Below are 20,033 nucleotides of genomic sequence, written 5' to 3' on the forward strand. Positions count from 1 at the left end.
GCCCGCTCCCACATTTTTTACCGCGTTCTATTCAGCGATAAATCAGCCAGCCAGGCCGACGAACATATCCTGCACGTCGTCATGGTTGTCCAGGCCTTCCAGGAAGGCTTCGACTTCGGCCATTTGCTCATCGGTCAAACCACTCACCGGGTTCTTCGAGATGTAGCCCAGCTTGGCCGACAACACCGTGAAACCCTGCTCTGGCAGGGCCTTCTGCACGGCATCCAGGTCGGTGGTTTCGGTGATGAACAGGGTGGTGCCCTCTTCTTCGCCGTCTTCAAAGTCCTGGGCGCCGGCTTCGATAGCCGCCATTTCCGGATCAGCGTCCGGCGTGTCCGGCGACGCTTCGATCAGGCCGACGTGGTTGAAGTCCCAGGCCACAGAGCCCGAAGCACCCAACTGACCTTTGCGGAACGCCACGCGGATTTCCGCCACGGTGCGGTTGATGTTATCGGTCACGCACTCGACGATCAGCGGCACCTGGTGCGGGGCGAACCCTTCGTAGGTCACGCGGTGGTACTGCACGGTTTCACCCAGCAGGCCGGCGCCTTTCTTGATCGCACGCTCCAGGGTTTCCTTGGGCATCGAAGCCTTTTTGGCTTGCTCAACCACCAGACGCAGGTGGGCGTTGGTCGCGGTGTCGGCTCCGTTGCGGGCGGCGATGGTGATTTCCTTCACCAGCTTGCCGAAGATCTTGCCCTTGGCATTGGATGCCGCTTCTTTATGTTTGACTTTCCACTGTGCGCCCATGACTCACTCTCTTCTGTCCATCGCGCCGAGACGTCTACTGGCCGGCGCTTTGGGGGCAGAGTTTATAGGGCAAAAAAAATTCGTTCCAGCAAAAAACCGTCAACACGCCAACTCGAAAAACGCCTGGATCAGGCGCAGTGAGCGGCGTCGCTGCATGCAACCGAGCATGTGCCGGTTGACCAGCCCGTCGCCCTGCAAGGGAATGGCATGCACGCGCGGATCGCGGCTGACCTCCATTGACGACACCACCCCCACGCCCAGTTCAGCGGCGACGGCTTCGGTCACCGCCTCACGGCTGTCCAGTTCGAGCAAGACTTTGGGCTGCACAGCGGCGCTGGCGCACGCGCTGTCGAAGGTGCGCCGGGTAATCGAGCCGGGCTCGCGAAGCACCATGATCACTTCATGCAATTGCTCAAGGCGAATGCCCGCCGGGTCGGCCAGCCACGGATGCCCTGCCGGCACCAAGGCGCAGATGCGCGATTCGTTCAGGGCTTGCAGGTGCAGGCCATTGCGCGGTTCCACCTCGGTGAGCACCGCCACATCCGCATGCTCGGACAACAGCGCCGCCAGGGTTTCCTGAGCATTGCCCAAGCGCAGGTTGACGGTAATGCCCGGGTAGCGCGCACGTAACCTGGCGATCATCGGCATCACCAGATGCGGGCCGTCGGCCGCCACCTCCAGGCGCCCGGTGAGCAACTGACGGTTGGCTTCCAGCAGGGTCTGGGCCTCGTCCACCAGGCCGAAGATCGCGCGGGTGATCGCCGCCAGGCGCGTGCCCTCCTCGGTCAACTCCACCCGCCGCGCCGTGCGCCGTAACAACGGGATCTGATAGTGCTCCTCCAGAGCCTTGATGTGCCCGGTCACCGCCGGCTGGCTGATGAACAGCCGCGCCGCCGCCCGGGTGAAACTGCCCTCGCGGGCTACGGCATCGAATGCACGCAGTTGGAACAAGTTCATAGCTATCGGCCTCACTGATAGCTCGCATAACAACAAACAATTTGATTGATAACAAGCCAAACTGCAATTTAGGCGCCGTAGATTCAACCCCCCGAGACTTGCGAGGACTTGAGATGACCACCGCCGCGCCCATTCTGCTCACACCCGGCCCCCTGACCACGTCCGTGCGTACGCGTCAGGCCATGCTGGTGGATTGGGGTTCATGGGACCAGCGATTCAACCAACTCACCGCCAGCGTCTGCGAGCAGTTGCTGGCGATTCTCAACGCTGCCGACAGCCACCACTGCGTGCCCCTGCAAGGCAGCGGCACCTTTGCCGTCGAAGCCGCCATCGGCACTCTGGTGCCGCGCAATGGCAAGGTGCTGGTGTTGATCAACGGCGCCTACGGCAAGCGCCTGGCGAAGATCTGCGAAGTGCTCGGCCGCGATTTCAGCACCTTTGAAACCGCCGAGGATGAACCGACCACTGCGGCCGATGTGGACCGTCTGCTGCTCGCCGACCCGGCCATTACCCACGTGGCGCTGATCCACTGCGAGACCAGCACCGGCATTCTCAACCCGCTGCCGCAGATCGCCGAGGTGGTGAAAAGCCACGGCAAGCGCTTGATCATCGACGCCATGAGTTCCTTCGGTGCGTTGCCAATTGACGCTCGCGAAGTGCCGTTCGACGCGCTGATCGCCGCCTCGGGCAAATGCCTGGAAGGCGTGCCGGGCATGGGCTTTGTGTTTGCCAACAAACAGTCGCTGGCCGCCGCCCAAGGCAACTGCCACTCCCTGGCGATGGACCTGTTCGACCAGCACCGCTACATGGCCAAGACCGGGCAATGGCGATTCACCCCGCCAACGCACGTGGTCGCCGCCCTGCACGAAGCGCTGCTGCAATACCACGAAGAGGGCGGCCTGCCTGCGCGTCACCAACGCTACGCACGCAACTGTCAGGCGCTGCTGGACGGCATGGCCGAACTGGGGCTGCGCAGCTTCCTGCCGGCAGCGATCCAGGCGCCGATCATCGTCACCTTTCATGCGCCAAAGGACCCGCGTTACCAGTTCAAGGACTTCTACGAGCGGGTCAAGGCCAAGGGTTTCATCCTTTACCCCGGCAAATTGACTCAAGTGGAAACCTTCCGCGTGGGCTGCATCGGCCACGTCGACGCGGCCGGCATGCGCGCAGCGGTCAAGGCGATCGCGCAGGTGCTGCAAGAAATGGAAGTGCTGGACGTCTGATTGCCCCATTACCCACAGGATTTGAACCATGAACTATCAAAACCCCAACACCCTCCAGGCCGTTATCCTCGACTGGGCCGGCACCGTGGTCGATTTCGGCTCGTTCGCCCCCACGCAAATCTTTGTCGAAGCCTTCGCCGAATTCGACGTGCAAGTCTCCATCGAAGAGGCCCGTGGCCCGATGGGCATGGGCAAGTGGGACCATATCCGCACCCTTTGCGACCAGCCGCAGGTGGCCGAGCGTTACCGCAAGGCGTTCGGCCGTACGCCGACGGATGATGACGTGACCGCCATCTACCAGCGCTTCATGCCATTGCAGATCGAGAAGATAGCCGAACACTCGGCGCTGATTCCCGGCGCCCTCGACACCATTGCCCGGCTGCGTGTGCAAGGCATCAAGATCGGTTCCTGCTCCGGCTACCCCAAGCAAGTGATGGACAAGGTCGTCGCCCTGGCCGCCACCAATGGCTACTTCGCCGATCACGTGGTCGCCACCGACGAAGTCCCCAACGGCCGCCCATGGCCGGCCCAGGCACTGGCCAACGTGATCGCGCTGGGCATCGATGATGTGGCGGCTTGCGTGAAGGTCGACGACACCGTGCCGGGCATTCTCGAAGGCCGCCGTGCGGGCATGTGGACCGTCGCTCTCACCTGCTCGGGCAATGCGCTGGGCCTGACCTACGAGCAATTTCGTAACCTGGACGCCGCCACCCTGAACAGCGAGCGCAAACGCATCGAGAAACTCTTTGAAGGCTCGCGCCCGCACTACCTGATCGACACTATCAACGACCTGCCTGCAGTGATCACCGATATCAATCAGCGCCTGGCGCGCGGTGAAATGCCGCAAAGCCACTGATTGAGGTCAAAACAACGGCATTTACGCCAGGCAAAGCGCTCAAAACCGGCATACAGTTAAAGGACTCCGTCACCAAGAACGGAGGTTTGCCCTGATGAGTGAGGAACACAGCGATGCCGTGGAAAAACTCCGATACACGCTACAGCACCATGTCGATTGCGCTGCACTGGTTGATGGTGGTGCTACTGGCGGTGGTTTACGCCTGCATAGAGTTACGCGGCCAGTTTCCCAAAGGCAGTGGCGCGCGTACGTTGATCGTCGAAATGCACTTTATGTTTGGCCTCACCGTGTTCGTGCTGGTGTGGCTGCGCCTGTTCGCGCGCAGCCTGGGCGTTGCGCCGAAAATCGTGCCGGCACCCCCGCAATGGCAAAGCCTGTTGGCCACGCTGATGCACGTTGCGCTGTATGCGTTGATGATCGGCATGCCGATCGCCGGCTGGCTGATTGTCAGTGCCGAGGGGCATTCGGTGATGTTCTATGGCATTGAGCTGCCGCCGTTGATCGCTGAAAACAAGGCTCTGGCCAAAGAGATTGAGCACTGGCATGTGCTGTTCGGCAAGGTCGGCTACTGGCTGATCGGGCTGCATGCATTGGCCGGGATCATTCACCACTACATCCTGCGCGACAACACGGCGCTGCGGATGATGCCCGGTCGAGTCAAAACCGGCGGCTAAGCCTCTACGCAAACCCACGGCGACCTTGCAGGCCGCCGGTATGCACGAAGATCAGACGAGTGCCGGGAGGAAAACGCCCGGCCTCGATCTGCTGCTTGAGCGCCAACAAGGCCTTGGCGGTGTAAAGCGGCTCCAGCGGCACACCACTGGCCTGTTCCGTGGCGTGCATGAATTCAAGCAATAACGGATCGACCTTGGCGAAACCGCCTCGGCTTGCGTCCACTAATTCATACCCTTGCTGCACGATAGCCTGCACGTTTTGAGCGACGCCGTGGTCGTCCGGCACCGCCATTGCGCCATAGACCGTGCGCGCGCCCGCCTCGGCCAACGTCAACCCGGCCAGCGTCGTACCGGTGCCCGCCGCCAACCACCACGCGTCGTAGTCGGCCCAGCCCAGGGCGTTCAATTGCGCGCGCACTTGATCGACCAATACCGCGCAGCCCAAGGCACCGGCGATTCCACCGCCGCCTTCCGGCACGGGGTAAAGTTGCGGGTATTGTGCGTGCCACGGCAACCAGAAATCCGCCGCATGCCGCACGCGATAGCCGCCGTAACCGAGCCAATGCAGCTGCATGCCGAAGGCTTTCAGGTCGAGCACAGTGGGTGTGTCTTGCGGATGGCCGCGCAACAGGCCTACGGTCGGGAAACCGAAGCGTTTGCCGGCCGCCGCCAGCGCGTGCAGGTGGTTGGAGTGCGCGCCGCCGAGGCTGATGACTCCGCGGGCTCCGGCCGACTGGGCATCGGCCAGGTGCTGGGTGAGCTTGAACCACTTGTTGCCGCTGATCAGCGGGTCGATGCGATCCAGACGCAGCACGGCCAGCTCGACGCCGTTCAGCCAATCCAGCTGCAACAGTTCAAGGGGCGCGTGGGGAAGCCAGTCGAAAGGGCCCATCGGGAGGCATCTGAATAGAAAAAGGGGCGGTAGTCTAACACCGCCCCTTTTTCCGTCTTACAGCTCGGCAGCGAGGCGCGAGCCCTGGTTGATGGCGCTCTTGGCATCCAGCTCGGCCGCCACGTCGGCGCCGCCGATCAGGTGCACGTTCTGGCCTGCGGCGACCAGGCCGTCCTGCAGCTCGCGCAGCGGGTCTTGCCCGGCGCAGATGACGATGTTGTCCACCGCCAGCAGCTGCGGCTCGCCTTCGGCGCCGATGCGGATATGCAGACCCTGGTCATCGATGCTCAGGTATTCGACGCTGTTGAGCATCTGCACCTGTTTGTTCTTCAGGCCTGTGCGGTGGATCCAGCCGGTAGTCTTGCCCAGGCCGTCGCCGACCTTGGAGGTTTTGCGTTGCAGCAGGAACACTTCACGCGCCGGTGCATGCGGCGCCGGCTTGATGCCGGCCACGCCACCACGGGCTTGCAGCTGCGTGTCGATGCCCCACTCTTTCCAGAACGCTTCGCGATCCAGGCTGGTGGACACGCCGGCGTGCACCAGAAATTCAGAGACGTCAAAGCCGATCCCGCCAGCGCCGATCACCGCCACGCGCTTGCCCACCGGCTTGCGCTCAAGAATCACGTCCAGGTAACTCAGCACCTTGGCGTTGTCGATACCCGGGATGGCCGGGGTGCGCGGCGCAATGCCGGTGGCGAGGATAATCTCGTCATACCCGCCCGCCGCCAGTTGCGCGACATCCACACGGGTGTTGAGGCACACCTCGACATGGGTGGTCTGCAATTTGCGCTTGAAGTAGCGCAGGGTTTCAAAGAACTCCTCTTTGCCCGGCACGCGCTTGGCGATATTGAACTGGCCGCCGATTTCGCTGGCGGAATCGAACAAGGTCACTTGATGGCCGCGCTCCGCCGTCACGGTAGCCGCTGCCAGGCCTGCAGGACCGGCGCCGACCACGGCGATTTTCTTGATCTGCTTGACCGGCAGGTAGTTCAGCTCGGTTTCGTAGCAGGCGCGCGGGTTGACCAGGCAGGTGGTCAGCTTGCCGCCAAAGGTATGGTCCAGGCAGGCCTGATTGCAGCCGATGCAGGTGTTGATTTCATCGGCGCGGCCGGCCGCCGCCTTGTTGACGAACTCCGGGTCGGCCAGGAATGGCCGCGCCATCGAGACCATGTCGGCATCGCCTTCGGCGAGGATCTGCTCGGCAATGTCCGGCGTATTGATGCGGTTGGTGGTGATCAGCGGAATCTGCACCGCACCGCGCAGCTTGGCGGTGACTTTGCTGAACGCGCCACGCGGCACTTTGGTGGCGATGGTCGGGATACGCGCTTCGTGCCAGCCGATACCGGTGTTGATAAGGGTCGCACCCGCCTGCTCGATGGCCTTGGCCAGCTGCACGATTTCTTCCCAGCTGCTGCCGCCTTCGACCAGGTCGAGCATCGACAGGCGGAAGATAATAATGAAGTTCGGGCCCACGGCTTCACGCACGCGGCGCACGATGTCCACCGCCAGGCGCATGCGGTTTTCGTAGCTGCCACCCCAACGGTCGGTGCGATGGTTGGTGTGGGCGGCCAGGAACTGGTTAATGAAGTAGCCTTCGGAACCCATAATTTCCACGCCGTCGTATTCGGCGACCTGGGCCAGCAGCGAGCAAGTGACGAAATCCTGGATCTGCTTTTCGATGCCTTCTTCGTCCAGTTCCCTGGGCTTGAACGGGTTGATCGGCGCCTGGATCGCGCTCGGTGCGACTTGCTTGGGGCTGTAGGCATACCGCCCGGCGTGAAGGATCTGCATGCAGATCTTGCCGCCCGCTTCGTGCACGGCCTGGGTCACGATTTTGTGCTTCTGCGCTTCCTCGTCAGTGGTCAGCTTGGCCGCACCGGCATACACGCCGCCCTCGTCGTTCGGGCCAATCCCGCCGGTGACCATCAGGCCGACACCGCCACGGGCGCGCTCGGCAAAGTAGGCGGCCATGCGCTCGAAACCACCTGGCTTTTCTTCAAGGCCTGTGTGCATCGAGCCCATCAGGGTGCGATTGCGCAAGGTGGTAAAACCCAGGTCCAACGGGGCCAGCAGGTGCGGGTAGGCAGCAGCGGTCATGGTACAGCTCCACAACGGATCATCACGGGACGTGGCAGGCTCGAATGGCCTGCCATCGGTTTATGTCCCACAGACTAAGAGGCGATGGACTGCCGCTCAATGACTGAAACTGACAAGTTATTGATCCAAATGCACAGCGCCCCTTGGCAAGCAGGTGCCTGAGCCCTACCCTAGTCGGCGAACCCTGCACACGGTCTGTTGTCTGTTGCCCCATGCGTAAACTTCTAGCGTTCACCCTCGTCATGGCCCTGGTTGCCGCCGTCGCCGCGTATCTGGTCTGGACCCAGGAGCGCCCTGTGGCGCATTACCTGTCGGACCTGCGCATTTCCCTGGCCGTCAATGAAGGCGAGCCTGCCGATCGTGGCAACTTGCTGGGCATTCAGCCGGAGTTGTTCCCCGCCGATTACCAGAGCCTGGAGCGCCTGCACCTGAAGCTCGCGGCGTACCTGCAAAAGGCCCGTGATCAGGGGCTGATCAATCAAAAGACCATCGTGGTCCTGCCCGAACATATCGGCACCTGGCTGATGCTCAGCGGCGAAAAAAACGAGTTGTACCAGGCGGTCCATTTAAAAGACGCGATGAACTGGCTGTCGGCCAGCAACCCTCTGCAGTTTGCGCGCGCATGGATCAGCGCCACCGGCGATAACCGCATGGATGACGCCTACCTGCGTATGAAAGCCTCCGCCATGGCGCGCGACTATCAAGTGTTGTTCGGCGGCCTGGCCAAAGAGTTTGGCGTCACGCTGGTGGCCGGCTCCATCACCCTGCCCAACCCGAGTGTCGAACAAGGCCAACTGCATGTCGGCCATGGTCCGCTGTACAACGCCAGCCTGGTGTTCGGTGCCGACGGTTTGCCAGTGGGCCAGCCACAGCGCCAGTTCTACCCCATCTACGATGAGCGCGGTTTTATCCAACCGGGCGATGAAAATATCGTCAACGTGGTCGACACCCCGGCCGGGCGCCTGGGCATCCTGATCGGCAGCGACAGCTGGTACCCGGACAACTACCGCAAACTCAACGAGCAAGGCGCGCAGTTGGTCGCCGTGCCGGCATTTGTGACTGGCCGCGACACATGGGATCGCCCATGGCGCGGGTTTAAAAGTGTGTCGACGCCACCCGAAATCAGCCTCAAGCCCGAGGAGCTCAGCGAAGGCGAAGCCTGGCACCGTCTGACCCTGATCAGCCAACAGCCGATCAGCCAGGCAAGCGCCGGCATGAGCGTGTTCCTGCGTGGGCAGTTCTGGGACTTGGGCACTGCCGGGCACAGCTTTCTCAGCAGCAACGGGCGAGTCAACGCCGACAGCGGCGCCCGTGGCGCACGCCTGCTGAATATCTGGTTGTAGCGCCTTGAAGCCGGTGCGCCTCGGGGATCTGTCGGTGGGCTTCGTGCACACCCTGGCGGACGCCATTCAAAGCCACGGCCTGGACCCGCAACCGCTGCTGCTGCAATACGGCCTGGACGCCGCGCGCCTCGCCGAAGCCGGTGCGCGTCTGTCGATCCCGCGTTACATGCGCCTGGGCCATGCGGCCATCCAACTGACCGGCGACCCGGGCCTGGGCTTGCGCATGGGCCAGCTCAGCCGCTTGAGTCAGGCGGGCCTGGCAGGCGTCACCGCCGCGCAAGCGCCCAACGTGCGTGAAGCCGCGCGCACATTGACCCGGTTCGAGGCGCTGTACGGCTCCAACTATCGCGGGCAGTCGAGTTTTCACGAAGATGCCGAAGGGGCGTGGCTGCGGTTCTATTCCATCAGCCCCTACAACGCCTACAACCGCTTTGTGGTGGATTCGATCATCGCCGGCTGGCTGCAGCAATTGTCCAGCCTGGCCCAACAACCGGTGCAGGCGCAGCGCATCGACATCGAATTTGAAGCGCCCCCCTATTGTGACCAGTACGCCGTGCTGGGTGACGGCCCGGTGCAATTTGGCGCCGACGCCAATCAACTGCGCCTGAGCCAGCAAACCCTGGCGATGCGCAACCCGCAGCATTGCCCGAGTACCTGGCAGCTGTTGTTGAAGTTGTGTGAAGCAGAGCTGGAGCAGTTGACGCGCACCCGCAGCCTGCGCGAGCGCATTACCCGTTTGCTGGGGCCGATGCTCAATGGCGGCCGGGAACCCGACCTGGAAGAAGTGGCGGCACGCTTGAAGCTGCCCACCTGGACCCTGCGCCGCAAACTGGCCGAAGAAGGCACACAGTTTCGCGCGATTCTCAACGACACCCGTCGCGATCTGGCCATGACCTACATTCGTGACACGGAATTGGCGTTCGGCGAAATCGCCTACTTGCTCGGTTTTGCTTCAGCCCAAGCCTTTCAACGAGCGTTCAGGCGATGGAACAACCAGACTCCAGGGGAATTTCGCCGCAGTCAGCGGCATTCCGCCTGAAGTCGGTATTACAGCTCGGTGGCGTCATCGACCGGATCCAGCGGATCCAATTCAAACGCGTGGTACTCCAGCAGTTCTTCTTGGTAATCGTCCATGATGGACTCCTTGTGGGTTTAAAGCGGCTGCCAATAAATGACCCGTACAGCCAGCCTAAAGTGCCGTGATGACGAAAAAATGTCTGCGCCATGACGTTCCTGCACATCCTGATTAAACGTAGCAGCGCTGGGTTGATTTAGCGCTCGACATTTGACATGCGATTGCAATCATTGCAAATGCAACCATATTTCCATTAGGGTACGAACCTCTGTTGCCCGGAGCTTCAACCCATGACCGCCTCTACCGCTAACGCCGCGCAGCTGTGTATTGACGCACTGAACGCCGCCGAATCATCGCGCAGTTCGCCGCTGCACACGGTGATGACCATGGCCAATACCCTGGAATTCAGCCGGCACGCCTGGGTGATTCGCGGCCAGTCACGCAGCCGGCGTGTGGGTAGCTGGCCCAGCTGGTTCGCGCGTAATACCGGCGAAAAACCACTGCTGTACCTGCACAGCGCAGCGTCGTCGGCGCAGCTGTGTGCGTTGTCGGATGAGACCGCGCAGCGCGGCATCCTGTGCAACGACATCGAGAACCAGCCTTCGCCCTGGCCCAAGGGCGCGCAACCCTCCCTGCCGCTGTGGCTGGCAAACCACCCGCGTTGCACACCGTATGATCCGGCCTCGGGTGAGGAAGCCCGCGCGATTGTGCTGGCGGGTTTACGCGCGCTGTATGTGGACGGCAAGCCGGGCTTTTATTACCTGGCGCTGCATGACCAAGAGACCGCCGTGACGTTGGATGCGCAAGACCGTGAAGATGCGCTCAAGGGCATGTACCCGATCCAACGTCGCCAAGGGGATGTGCGGTTGCTCGGTGCAGGTCGGGCGCTGGTGGAAGTCGCTCATGCTGCACGGTTGCTTGAACAGGACTGGAGCATCACGGCGCAGCTGTGGAGCTGCCCCAGCTACACGCGACTGGCCCGCGAGGCTGCGGCCGCTGCGCGCTGGAATCGGCTGCACCCCATGGCGCCCCAGCAGAGCTGTCACTTGCGTGAAAGCCTGGCCGGGGATACCACGCCGGTCATCGCCGTCACCGGTTATCCGCAGCCGATTGTCGATCAGTTGGCGCCGTATGTTGACGCGCGTTTTGTGGCCTTGGGCGCAGGCTCGGTGCAGGCCGCTGCGCCGAGTCGTTTCTGGATCGTGGTGTGTGCGTTGAGGGCGTTGGCGGATGAAGGGCGTATTGACGCACAACAGGTGGAAATAGCGATGAAACGCTATCCACTTAAATGAATGGGAAACGCGATAAAAAATGTGGGAGCGGGCAAGCCCGCTTCCACATTGGATCTGCACCGTGTCTCAGGTCTTGCGTCGGTTACGGGTTTGCACACCCGCCTCCACTGCCAACCCCGCCGTACGCTCCAGGGTGTCGGCAAACAACTGGCGCTGCTCCGGCTCGATTTGCGACAGGAACAACTCGTCAACGGTGCCTTCGTAGATCGTCCACATTTTTTTGCGCAACACCCGACCCGCGTCGGTGATCGAGGCAAACGCCGCTCGGCCGTCGCCGTCTGAACGCGAACGCACCACCAGGCCGTCCTTCTCCAGACGGTCCACCAGGCGCGTCAGGTTGTAGCGCTCGATTGCCAGCACATCGGCCAGTTCGTGCATACGGCGAGTGCCCTCGGGGCCGCTTTCCAGGCCCCACAGCGCGTCATACCAGGCGTACGGCGGCAGGCCCGCCTCAGCCAGCCGACGCTCGATTTCACGGATGACCGTCCTGTGGGCCCTGACAAAACGGAACCATACATCAGGCTCATTCGACGACATGCAACACCATCCGGGGAATTTCAAGAAGGTTGCAATAGTAGCTCATCCCGCGCTAGATTCAGGCATGTCGTTGCAATTGCAACTACATTGGCGCCACTCCCACAAGGAGTTCGCTGCTTCAAATCCGCCTACCCTGGAGCTTCACATGACCCCCAATAACGCTGTAAGGCTGGACGACGATCCACAGGAAACCCGCGAGTGGCTGGAGTCCATCGAATCGGTGCTGTCCACCGAAGGCCGCCCGCGCGCCCATTACCTGATAGATCAGTTGCTGGATTTCGACGTAGCGCGCCATGGTGACTTCTACGGGCGGGTGACCACGCCCTACGTCAACACCATTCCCGTCGACCGCCAGTTGCCCTACCCCGGCAACCTGGCCATCGAGCGTCGCACCAATGCGTTTATCCGCTGGAACGCCATGGCCATGGTGTTGCGCGCGGGCAAACATTCCGGTGTGGGTGGGCATATCGCGACTTATGCGTCAGCTGCTGTGCTGTACGACGTAGGCTTTGACCACTTCTTCCGTGGGCGTACCGACACGTTCGATGGCGATCTGGTGTACATCCAGGGCCACTCCTCTCCTGGCATCTATGGCCGCGCGTATCTGGAGGGGCGCATCAGCGAAGCGCAGTTGGACAACTTCCGCCGTGAGGCCGGTGGCGAAGGTTTATCGTCCTACCCGCACCCGCGCTTGATGCCGGACTTCTGGCAATTCCCCACGGTGTCCATGGGGCTGGGGCCGATCACTGCGGCTTACCAGGCGCGATTCATGCGTTACCTGGAATTTCGCAACCTCAAGCAATACCAGGGTCGCAAGGTTTGGGCCTTCCTCGGCGATGGCGAAATGGACCAGCCGGAATCCCTCGCCGCCATCTCCCTCGCCGGCCGCGAGAAACTCGACAACCTGATCTTCGTGGTCAACTGCAACCTGCAACGCCTGGATGGCCCAGTGCGCGGCAATGCCAAAGTGATTCAGGAATTCGAAAGCCTGTACCGCGCCGCCGGTTGGAATGTGATCAAGGTAATCTGGGGCGGTGGCTGGGACGCGCTGCTGGAAAAGGATCAGAGCGGCCTGCTGCGCCAGCGCATGATGGAATGCGTGGACGGCGATTATCAGAATTACAAATCGCAGAACGGTGCCTATGTGCGCGAGCATTTCTTCGGTAAATACCCCGAGTTGCTGGCACTGGTTGCGGACATGTCCGACGACGAAATCTGGAAACTCTCACGCGGTGGCCACGACCCGGACAAGGTCTACAACGCCTATGCAGCCGCCGTGCGCCACCAGGGCCAACCGACGGTGATCCTGGCCAAAACCGTCAAGGGCTTCGGCATGGGTGAAGCCGGAGAAGGCCAGAACATCAACCACCAGCTGAAGAAAATGGGCGCCGAGGCGGTAAAAGCCTTCCGCGACCGCTTCGGCCTGGAAGTGGCGGATGACCAGCTCGACGACATCCCCTACCTCAAGCCCGCTGCCGACAGCGAAGAAGCCCGCTATTTCGCCGCGCGTCGTCAGGCCTTGGGCGGCTATGTGCCCGCGCGCCACAGTGCCATCGAGTCATTGCAAATCCCCGAACTGAGCGCATTTGCGACCCAACTCAAAGACACGGGCGAGCGCGCCATTTCCACCACCATGGCCTTTGTGCGTATCCTTGGCACGCTGCTCAAGGACCCGCACCTGGGCAAGCTGATCGTGCCAATCGTGCCGGATGAATCGCGCACCTTCGGCATGGAAAGCCTGTTCCGTCAGATCGGCATTCATTCAGCGGTGGGTCAGCTTTATACCCCACAGGATGCCGGGCAACTGAGCTACTACAAGGAGAGCAAGGACGGACAAATCATGCAGGAAGGCCTGAACGAATCCGGCGCCATTTCCTCGTGGATCGCGGCCAGTACGTCCTACAGCAACCACGGCCTGATGACCGTGCCGTTCTACATTTTCTATTCGATGTTCGGCTTCCAGCGCGTCGGCGACCTGGCCTGGGCGGCGGGCGATGCGCGGGCGCGCGGGTTCCTGCTGGGGGCCACGGCGGGGCGCACCACGTTGATGGGCGAAGGCTTGCAGCATGACGACGGCCACAGCCATATCCTGTCGTCGGTGATCCCGTGCTGCGTGTCGTATGACCCGACGTTTGCCTACGAGCTGGCGGTGATCATTCGCGAAGGTATGCGGCGCATGTACGTCGAGCAAGAGGACATTTACTACTACATCACCCTGCTCAACGAGAACTACCCACACCCGGCCATGCCCGATGGCGTGGAGCACGGGATTCTCAAGGGCATGTATCAACTGAGCAGCCACCCGCAAGCGCAGGTGCAATTGATGGGCAGCGGGTCAATTTTGCGCGAAGTGATCGCCGCGGCCGATTTGCTCGAAAAAGACTTCGCCGTACACAGCACCGTGTGGAGCGTCACCAGCCTGACCGAGCTGCGCCGTGACGGGCACGCGGCGCAGCGCTGGAACCTGCTGCACCCGGAAAGCGAGCCACGCGCGAGTTACGTTGAGGAATGCCTCGCCGGGCAAGCCGGGCCGGTGGTAGTGGCCACGGACTACATGAAATTATTCGCCGATCAGGTTCGCCCCTTCGTCCACGGCCGTCGCTTTGTAGCGCTGGGCACCGATGGGTTCGGGCAATCGGACACCCGCGAAACCTTGCGTGAGTTTTTCGAAGTGGACCGGCACTTTATCGTGCTGGCGGCCTTGAAGGCTCTGGCCGATGACGGCGTGATCGGCCGGGACACCATCACTCAGGCCATCAGGCGCTACGGGATCAACGTCGACAAGGCGGATCCCGTAGCGGTCTGAGTTACTGCGCAGGCGTGGGCAGCGGCGGAATCGCCTCTGTTGGCGCCGGCAGGCTCGGATTGGTCGGCGTCGGTGCCGGCTCGCTTGCCGGGGTTGGGGCTGCCTCTTCCTTGGGTGCAATCGGTGCCGTCTCGGCAGGCGGCGTCACCGTTTGCGAAGCAGCTGGCGCTGCCGGTTCTTCCTTCGGTGCCTCGACCTTCTCGGCTACCGGCGCCGCCTTGGGTTCCGGCACACCGAGGTCAGCCTTGGGCTTCTCGGGAATATGCTCGGCCTTCTTCACTTCCTGCGGCAGGAATACATCCACCAGCGCGAAATAACGGTCGTAGAACTTGGGCGCCGAGACCGTCTCGCTTGCCACCTTGACCATCGAGTCATCGGTGGAGCCGATCGGCATCGACACCGAGCCCAACACACCCACACCGAGGCTTGCGGAGTTGTTGACCTTCTTCAGCGCATAGCGATCCTGCAAGGCGTTGGCAAACATCGTCGAGTGGTTATTGCCTTTGCCGTCATCGGCACACACCACGTTGAAGCTGATCTGCAGGTGCGTCTCGCCGGTCTGCTGAAAGCTCTTGTTACCCACGACCAGCTTCGGATCGCTGCTGGTGATGATGTAGCCCTGGCTCAGCAGGGCACGCCGCGCCGCTTCGCAGGCCGCCACATCGCTGACCGGGTAATCACGGGAGAATGTACCGGAGTCGTCGAAATTCTCATGTTCATAAATAGCGGTCTTGGGTGACGAGCAGCCCGCGGCGCCCGCCAGCACCAGCGCCAACCCGAGGCTACGCAAGTGAAATGATGTCGACATCGAAAATCCTGAGGAAAACAGTCCGGGCGGTATTGTGCAACAGAACGGGGTCCTGGCGCGCGCATTCCTGTCGGTAAAACGTCACAGGCCTACAGGACGGTGCCTGCAGGAAAAAGCCCGGCGCCCATATGGTCGATAAACACACGCAGTTTGGCTGAAGCATGGCGACTTGCTGGCCATAACATCCAGAAGCTGCCGCGGTGCTCGAGAAAGTCATCCAGCACCCGCTGCAAATGCCCTTGCTGCACCGCGTCCCTGACCATGTAATCCGGCAGGCAAGCGATGCCCAAGCCTTCGTGCACCACATGGTTGAGCGATTCAATGGTCGTGCTGACCAACGGTGTGCGCAAAACAGGTTCTGCAGCGCCTGGCACAGGACGCAATGGCCATGGTTCCAATTTGCCGGTGGCGCAGAATTTGTGGCGCAGGCAAGCGTGGCCGCTCAAGTCCCGGGGCTGCTGCGGGGTGCCATGTTGCTCGAAATAGGCTGGCGTCCCCACCAGCACCAGACGGTAGTGCCCCAGATGACGCGCCATCAAGCGCGAATCTTCCGGCCTACCTGTACGAATCACCGCGTCGAAGCCTTCTTCGATCACATCCACCATGCGGTCGGAAAAATCCACATCCAGTTCGATGTCCGGGTACGCACGCATGAAATCGCTGAGCACCGGCATCAACAGCCCACGCACCTGCGGCACGCTGATCCGCAACTTGCCGCGCGGCGTGAGGGTGGCCTCGGTCAGCTCCTGCTCCGCGGCCTCGACTTCGGCGAGAATCCGTCGCGAACGCTCGAGAAACAACGCCCCCTCGCTGGTCAAGGTGATGCTGCGCGTACTGCGGTGAAACAGGCGCACACCCAGGCGCTCCTCGGTGCGTGCGATGCTTTTGCCCACCGCCGAGGAAGACACGCCAAGTACGCGGCCAGCGGCGGTGAAGCTGCGGGTTTCCGCGACATGCACGAATACCGAGAGACTGCTCAGGCTGTCCATGGGCTTACCTACCAATTGCGGACGTAGGTGTCCGATAAGTTCGGAACCTTAGCCTGTTTTTCCGCAGCTCACAGCCCCCTACCCTGCTTCCTGGCCTTTTTTTCATGGATAGCGTGCGATGAGCAACAGCCCTGCAATAACCGATTCGGCCCCCGCCAACCAACGTCAGGCCCTGCCACTGGGTGGCTTGCTGGCGTTGGCTTCGGCCGGGTTTATCACCATTCTCACCGAGGCAATGCCCGCCGGGCTCTTGCCGCAGATGAGCGACGGCCTGGGCGTCTCGCCGGCACTGGTGGGCCAGTTGGTCACCCTGTATGCCCTCGGCTCATTGCTCGCAGCCATTCCTCTCACGCTGCTGACCCGAGGCTGGCGCCGACGGCCATTGCTGCTGATTGCGATCGGCGGCTTTGCCCTGGTCAACAGCGTGACAGCGTTTTCCAGCCATTACGGGGTGACCCTGGTGGCACGTTTCTTCGCCGGTGTTTTCGCCGGGCTGCTCTGGGCGCTGCTGGCGGGATATGCCAGCCGCATGGTTGCGCCGCACCTGCAAGGGCGGGCGATTGCCGTGGCGATGCTCGGCGCTCCCCTGGCTTTGTCTCTGGGTGTGCCGGCGGGCACGTTCCTGGGCACCGCCGTTGGCTGGCGCTTGAGTTTCGCAATCATGACCGGGCTGACGCTGTTGCTGCTGATTTGGGCGCGCTGGCAGCTGCCGGATTTTGCAGGCGAACCTGCGGGAAAACGGCTGGGGCTGCGCCAAGTCCTGAATTTGCCAGGCATTCGTCCGGTGCTGTGGGTGACCTTTACCTACGTGCTGGCCCACAACATTCTCTATACCTACGTGGCGCCCCTGCTGGGGCCTGCCGGAATCGCCGCCGAGATTGATCGTGTGCTGCTGGTATTTGGCCTTGCCGCGCTGCTAAGCATCTGGCTGGCGGGCGTACTGATTGATCGATGGTTGCGGGTGTTGCTCGTGACCAGCTGTGCGCTGTTTGGCTTGATCGCCCTGGCGCTGGCGTTCTGGATCGAGTCGCCAGTGGTTGTCTACGGCGCCGTGGCGTTATGGGGTCTGGCGTTCGGCGGCCTGCCAGCGTTGCTGCAAACCGCACTGGCCAAGGCGGCCGGTGCATCGGCGGATGCAGCGCAGTCGATGCTGGTCACTGTGTGGAACCTTGGGATTGCCGGCGGCGGGTTGGTCGGTGGTGTATTACTTCAAGGCTGGGGCGTCGGCGCCTTTGCGTGGGCGGTTGTGCTGCTGATGCTATTGGCTGTGATCGCCAGCCTGAAGAGCAGCCAATAAAAAGCCCCCGGTCCTTTCAGAGCGGGGGCTTTTTACTTCAAACCGACATCAGAATTTCTTGATGTCAGCCTTGGTTTCCAACTGCTTGCGGTAGGCAGCAAAGTCTTGCTGGCCAATACGGGAAGCGAGGAAGCGGCGGTATTGCGCCTTTTCTTCGTCCGTAGGCGCAGCGGCTTCGTTGACGCCGTTCAAGCGCACGATCACCAGGCTACCGTCCGCCAGGGTCACGGTAGTGAAGGTCGGCTTGTCCTTGCTCGCAGGCTTGGGCATGCGGAACAGGGCTTGCAGCACGGCCGGGTCGATCGCTTCCTGGCTACGGGTAGCCGCTTCAGTGACTTTCCAGGCCTGGCCGTCGATCGGCTGGTTCAGCGCAGTTTTGCCATCACGCAGGCTGGCGATCAACTCGTCAGCATGAGCCTTGGCAGCCGCGCTGGCGCGCTCCTTGGTCATCTGCGCACGGATAGCGGCAGAGACGCTTTCCAGTGGCAATTGCGTAGGCTTCAGATGCTCTTTGGCCCGCAGCACAATGATGGTTTCCGGGTCCAGCTCAATGGCGGTGCTGTTGGCACCTTCATCCAGCACTTCCGGGCTGAATGCAGCAGTGACCACCGCACGGTTGGCGGCAACACCTTCGCCACCTTCACGGCCAAACGGCGCCGAGGTGTGCACGGTGAGCTTCAGGTCAGACGCCGGCTGAGCCAGGTCGGAGGCTTCGAATGCCGCATCTTCCAATTGCTTGGTGGCCTCGACAAAACGTTGCTCAACCTGCTGAGTTTTGAGCTCGCGCGTCAGCTTGTCTTTCAGGCTGGCGAACGACGGCACTTGCGGTGCTTCAACGCCCAACAGCTTGATCAGGTGCCAACCGAAGGTGGTGCGTACCGGCGCTGACACCTGGTCCTTGTTCAAGGCGTACAGGGCAGTTTCGAAGTCCGGATCGTAGACGCCAGGGCCCGCGAAGCCGAGGTCACCGCCATTGGCGGCCGAACCTGGGTCCTGGGAGAACTCCTTGGCCAGGGCGTCGAACTTCTCACCCTTGGCCAGGCGTGCCTGGATTTCTTCGATCTTGGCCTTGGCTTGCGCGTCGGTTGTCTTGTCGTTGACTTCAATCAGGATGTGCGCGGCACGACGCTGTTCAGCGAGGTTGGCGGTTTCTTTCTGATAGGCAGCCTGCAGCTCATCGTCCTTGACAGTGACCTGGTCGAAGAACGAAGACTTCTTCAATTCCAGATAGTCGATAACCACCTGATCCGGGGTCATGAACTCTTTGGCGTGCTGGTCGTAGTAAGCCTTGACCTCATCGTCGGTGAGCTTCACCGCCGTAGGGTCGGCCTTGATGTTGACGGTGGCGAAGTCGCGGGTCTGTTTTTCCAGACGGGCGAAAGCCAGCACTTCAGCGTCCGTGACAAAGCCGCTGCCGGCAAGACCTGCGCGAACCTGGCCGATCAGCATTTCCTGGGTCAGCATCTGACGGAATTGCAGACGGCTGTAGCCCAGTTGACGGATCACCTGGTCAAAGCGTTCGGCGTTGAACTGGCCGTCCACCTGGAATTCCGGCGTCTGCAGGATCACTTGGTCAAGCGCCGCTTCAGAGAAGCCGAACTTGGAATCGGCAGCACCTTGCAGCAGCAGTTTGCGATCGATCAGACCCTTGAGGGCCGCATCGCGCAGCAGTTTTTCGTCCAGCAGGGAAGCATCGAAATCCTTGCCCAGCTGTTGCATCAGCTGGCGACGTTGCATGTCGACGGCCTGGCTCAATTCGGTTTGGGTGATCTCTTCACCGTTGACCTTGGCCACGTCCTGCTTGTTGTTGGTCGAAGCCTGGAAAATGGCCTCGATACCGGTGAACGCCATCAATGCGACGATGATCCCGATAATGGTCTTGGCAATCCAGCCTTGTGAATTGTCCCTGATATTTTGCAGCATGCGTCCCCCAGAAACGGTTGATCTTCAAAAATTAGGCAACCGTGGAGCGTGGGTAGAGTCCGGATAGAAGAAAGGCGCATCCGAGGATGCGCCTTCTCGTAACTGGCGGAGCGGACGGGGGTTTGAACCAACACCCCAGGCCCTGGCGACCCGATGGATACTTGGGTCAGCTGCCGCTCCGCTGCCAGGCCAGACCTGCGTCTGACCCGGGTAGGTAAGGCTTGAGCGAAGCTTAGTTAACGGCTTCTTTCAGGGCTTTACCGGCTTTGAAACCTGGTTTCTTGGCAGCAGCGATTTGCAGTGCTTTGCCAGTCTGTGGGTTACGGCCAGTGCGAGCTGGGCGGTCGGTCACAGAGAAAGTACCGAAGCCTACCAGTACTACAGAGTCGCCGGCCTTCAGAGCGCCAGTGACGGATTCGATTACTGCGTCCAGCGCACGGCCAGCAGCAGCTTTCGGGATATCAGCGGATGCGGCGATAGCATCAATCAGTTCCGACTTGTTCACTCTAAGTCC

Annotated in this window: 17 protein-coding genes; 8 read left to right on the forward strand and 9 right to left on the reverse strand. The window is 61.6% G+C overall.

Features of this window, described 5'->3' with window-relative positions; all coding sequences use genetic code 11:
• Nucleotides 1-42 precede the first annotated feature (42 nt).
• Together NTD89_RS00300 and NTD89_RS00305 are read right to left on the reverse strand one after the other, a co-directional pair.
• Nucleotides 43-750, reverse strand: a complete 708-nt coding sequence (locus tag NTD89_RS00300; RefSeq protein WP_090402660.1) for a YebC/PmpR family DNA-binding transcriptional regulator — start codon at nt 748-750, stop codon at nt 43-45.
• Between the two features lie 99 nt (nt 751-849).
• Nucleotides 850-1,707, reverse strand: a complete 858-nt coding sequence (locus NTD89_RS00305; protein ID WP_145163954.1) for a LysR substrate-binding domain-containing protein — start codon at nt 1,705-1,707, stop codon at nt 850-852.
• A gap of 113 nt (nt 1,708-1,820) precedes the next feature.
• Here NTD89_RS00305 and NTD89_RS00310 point away from each other — a divergent pair, with 113 nt between their 5' ends.
• The 3 genes from NTD89_RS00310 (at nt 1,821) to NTD89_RS00320 (ending at nt 4,460) form a co-directional block, all read left to right on the forward strand.
• Nucleotides 1,821-2,930: a 2-aminoethylphosphonate--pyruvate transaminase gene (locus tag NTD89_RS00310; RefSeq protein WP_262206037.1), complete on the forward strand. Its 1,110-nt coding sequence runs from the start codon at nt 1,821-1,823 to the stop codon at nt 2,928-2,930.
• A 28-nt stretch (nt 2,931-2,958) separates the two neighbouring features.
• On the forward strand, nt 2,959-3,786 hold the full coding sequence (phnX, locus tag NTD89_RS00315; protein WP_262206038.1) for a phosphonoacetaldehyde hydrolase: 828 nt from the start codon (nt 2,959-2,961) through the stop codon (nt 3,784-3,786).
• Nucleotides 3,787-3,899: 113 nt separating this feature from the next.
• Nucleotides 3,900-4,460, forward strand: coding sequence for a cytochrome b (locus NTD89_RS00320; protein WP_242199336.1), 561 nt, complete (start codon nt 3,900-3,902; stop codon nt 4,458-4,460).
• A gap of 4 nt (nt 4,461-4,464) precedes the next feature.
• On the opposite strand, the gene NTD89_RS00325 is transcribed toward NTD89_RS00320, so the two are convergent.
• Together NTD89_RS00325 and NTD89_RS00330 are read right to left on the reverse strand one after the other, a co-directional pair.
• The gene (locus tag NTD89_RS00325; RefSeq protein WP_262206039.1) at nt 4,465-5,352 is read right to left on the reverse strand and encodes a 1-aminocyclopropane-1-carboxylate deaminase/D-cysteine desulfhydrase; all 888 of its coding nucleotides are present in this window, start codon (nt 5,350-5,352) and stop codon (nt 4,465-4,467) included.
• Nucleotides 5,353-5,409: 57 nt separating this feature from the next.
• A complete protein-coding gene (locus NTD89_RS00330; protein ID WP_262206040.1) occupies nt 5,410-7,449 on the reverse strand; it encodes an NADPH-dependent 2,4-dienoyl-CoA reductase in 2,040 nt (679 codons plus the stop codon).
• A gap of 212 nt (nt 7,450-7,661) precedes the next feature.
• On the opposite strand from NTD89_RS00330, the gene NTD89_RS00335 reads away from it, so the two are divergent.
• The 3 genes from NTD89_RS00335 to NTD89_RS00345 all read left to right on the forward strand — a co-directional run bounded on the left by NTD89_RS00335 (nt 7,662) and on the right by NTD89_RS00345 (nt 11,159).
• Nucleotides 7,662-8,792 carry a carbon-nitrogen hydrolase family protein gene (locus NTD89_RS00335; protein WP_145163943.1) on the forward strand — a complete coding sequence of 377 codons (1,131 nt, stop codon included), beginning with the start codon at nt 7,662-7,664 and terminating at the stop codon, nt 8,790-8,792.
• Nucleotides 8,793-8,796: 4 nt separating this feature from the next.
• The gene (locus NTD89_RS00340; protein WP_262206041.1) at nt 8,797-9,831 is read left to right on the forward strand and encodes an AraC family transcriptional regulator; all 1,035 of its coding nucleotides are present in this window, start codon (nt 8,797-8,799) and stop codon (nt 9,829-9,831) included.
• Between the two features lie 326 nt (nt 9,832-10,157).
• Nucleotides 10,158-11,159 (forward strand): transketolase-like TK C-terminal-containing protein, encoded by a 1,002-nt coding sequence (locus NTD89_RS00345; RefSeq protein ID WP_262206042.1) that lies wholly within the window; start codon nt 10,158-10,160, stop codon nt 11,157-11,159.
• Between the two features lie 66 nt (nt 11,160-11,225).
• Here NTD89_RS00345 and NTD89_RS00350 read toward each other — a convergent pair whose 3' ends face one another.
• Nucleotides 11,226-11,696 (reverse strand): MarR family winged helix-turn-helix transcriptional regulator, encoded by a 471-nt coding sequence (locus tag NTD89_RS00350; protein WP_262206044.1) that lies wholly within the window; start codon nt 11,694-11,696, stop codon nt 11,226-11,228.
• Nucleotides 11,697-11,841: 145 nt separating this feature from the next.
• On the opposite strand from NTD89_RS00350, the gene aceE reads away from it, so the two are divergent.
• Nucleotides 11,842-14,502, forward strand: coding sequence for a pyruvate dehydrogenase (acetyl-transferring), homodimeric type (aceE, locus tag NTD89_RS00355; RefSeq protein ID WP_262206045.1), 2,661 nt, complete (start codon nt 11,842-11,844; stop codon nt 14,500-14,502).
• A 1-nt stretch (nt 14,503) separates the two neighbouring features.
• On the opposite strand, the gene NTD89_RS00360 is transcribed toward aceE, so the two are convergent.
• On the reverse strand, nt 14,504-15,310 hold the full coding sequence (locus NTD89_RS00360; RefSeq protein ID WP_262206047.1) for a DUF2242 domain-containing protein: 807 nt from the start codon (nt 15,308-15,310) through the stop codon (nt 14,504-14,506).
• An 89-nt stretch (nt 15,311-15,399) separates the two neighbouring features.
• Nucleotides 15,400-16,299, reverse strand: a complete 900-nt coding sequence (locus tag NTD89_RS00365; RefSeq protein ID WP_145163933.1) for a LysR family transcriptional regulator — start codon at nt 16,297-16,299, stop codon at nt 15,400-15,402.
• Nucleotides 16,300-16,417: 118 nt separating this feature from the next.
• Here NTD89_RS00365 and NTD89_RS00370 point away from each other — a divergent pair, with 118 nt between their 5' ends.
• On the forward strand, nt 16,418-17,596 hold the full coding sequence (locus NTD89_RS00370) for an MFS transporter (RefSeq protein WP_262206049.1): 1,179 nt from the start codon (nt 16,418-16,420) through the stop codon (nt 17,594-17,596).
• Nucleotides 17,597-17,644: 48 nt separating this feature from the next.
• Here the strand turns inward: NTD89_RS00370 and NTD89_RS00375 are convergent, their stop codons facing one another.
• Together NTD89_RS00375 and NTD89_RS00380 are read right to left on the reverse strand one after the other, a co-directional pair.
• The gene (locus tag NTD89_RS00375; protein WP_145163929.1) at nt 17,645-19,519 is read right to left on the reverse strand and encodes a SurA N-terminal domain-containing protein; all 1,875 of its coding nucleotides are present in this window, start codon (nt 19,517-19,519) and stop codon (nt 17,645-17,647) included.
• 232 nt (nt 19,520-19,751) lie between these two features.
• Nucleotides 19,752-20,024: an HU family DNA-binding protein gene (locus NTD89_RS00380; protein WP_003174819.1), complete on the reverse strand. Its 273-nt coding sequence runs from the start codon at nt 20,022-20,024 to the stop codon at nt 19,752-19,754.
• Nucleotides 20,025-20,033: the final 9 nt, after the last annotated feature.

This window comes from Pseudomonas sp. 14P_5.3_Bac1 (assembly GCF_025466135.1).
Classification (GTDB): Bacteria; Pseudomonadota; Gammaproteobacteria; order Pseudomonadales; family Pseudomonadaceae; genus Aquipseudomonas.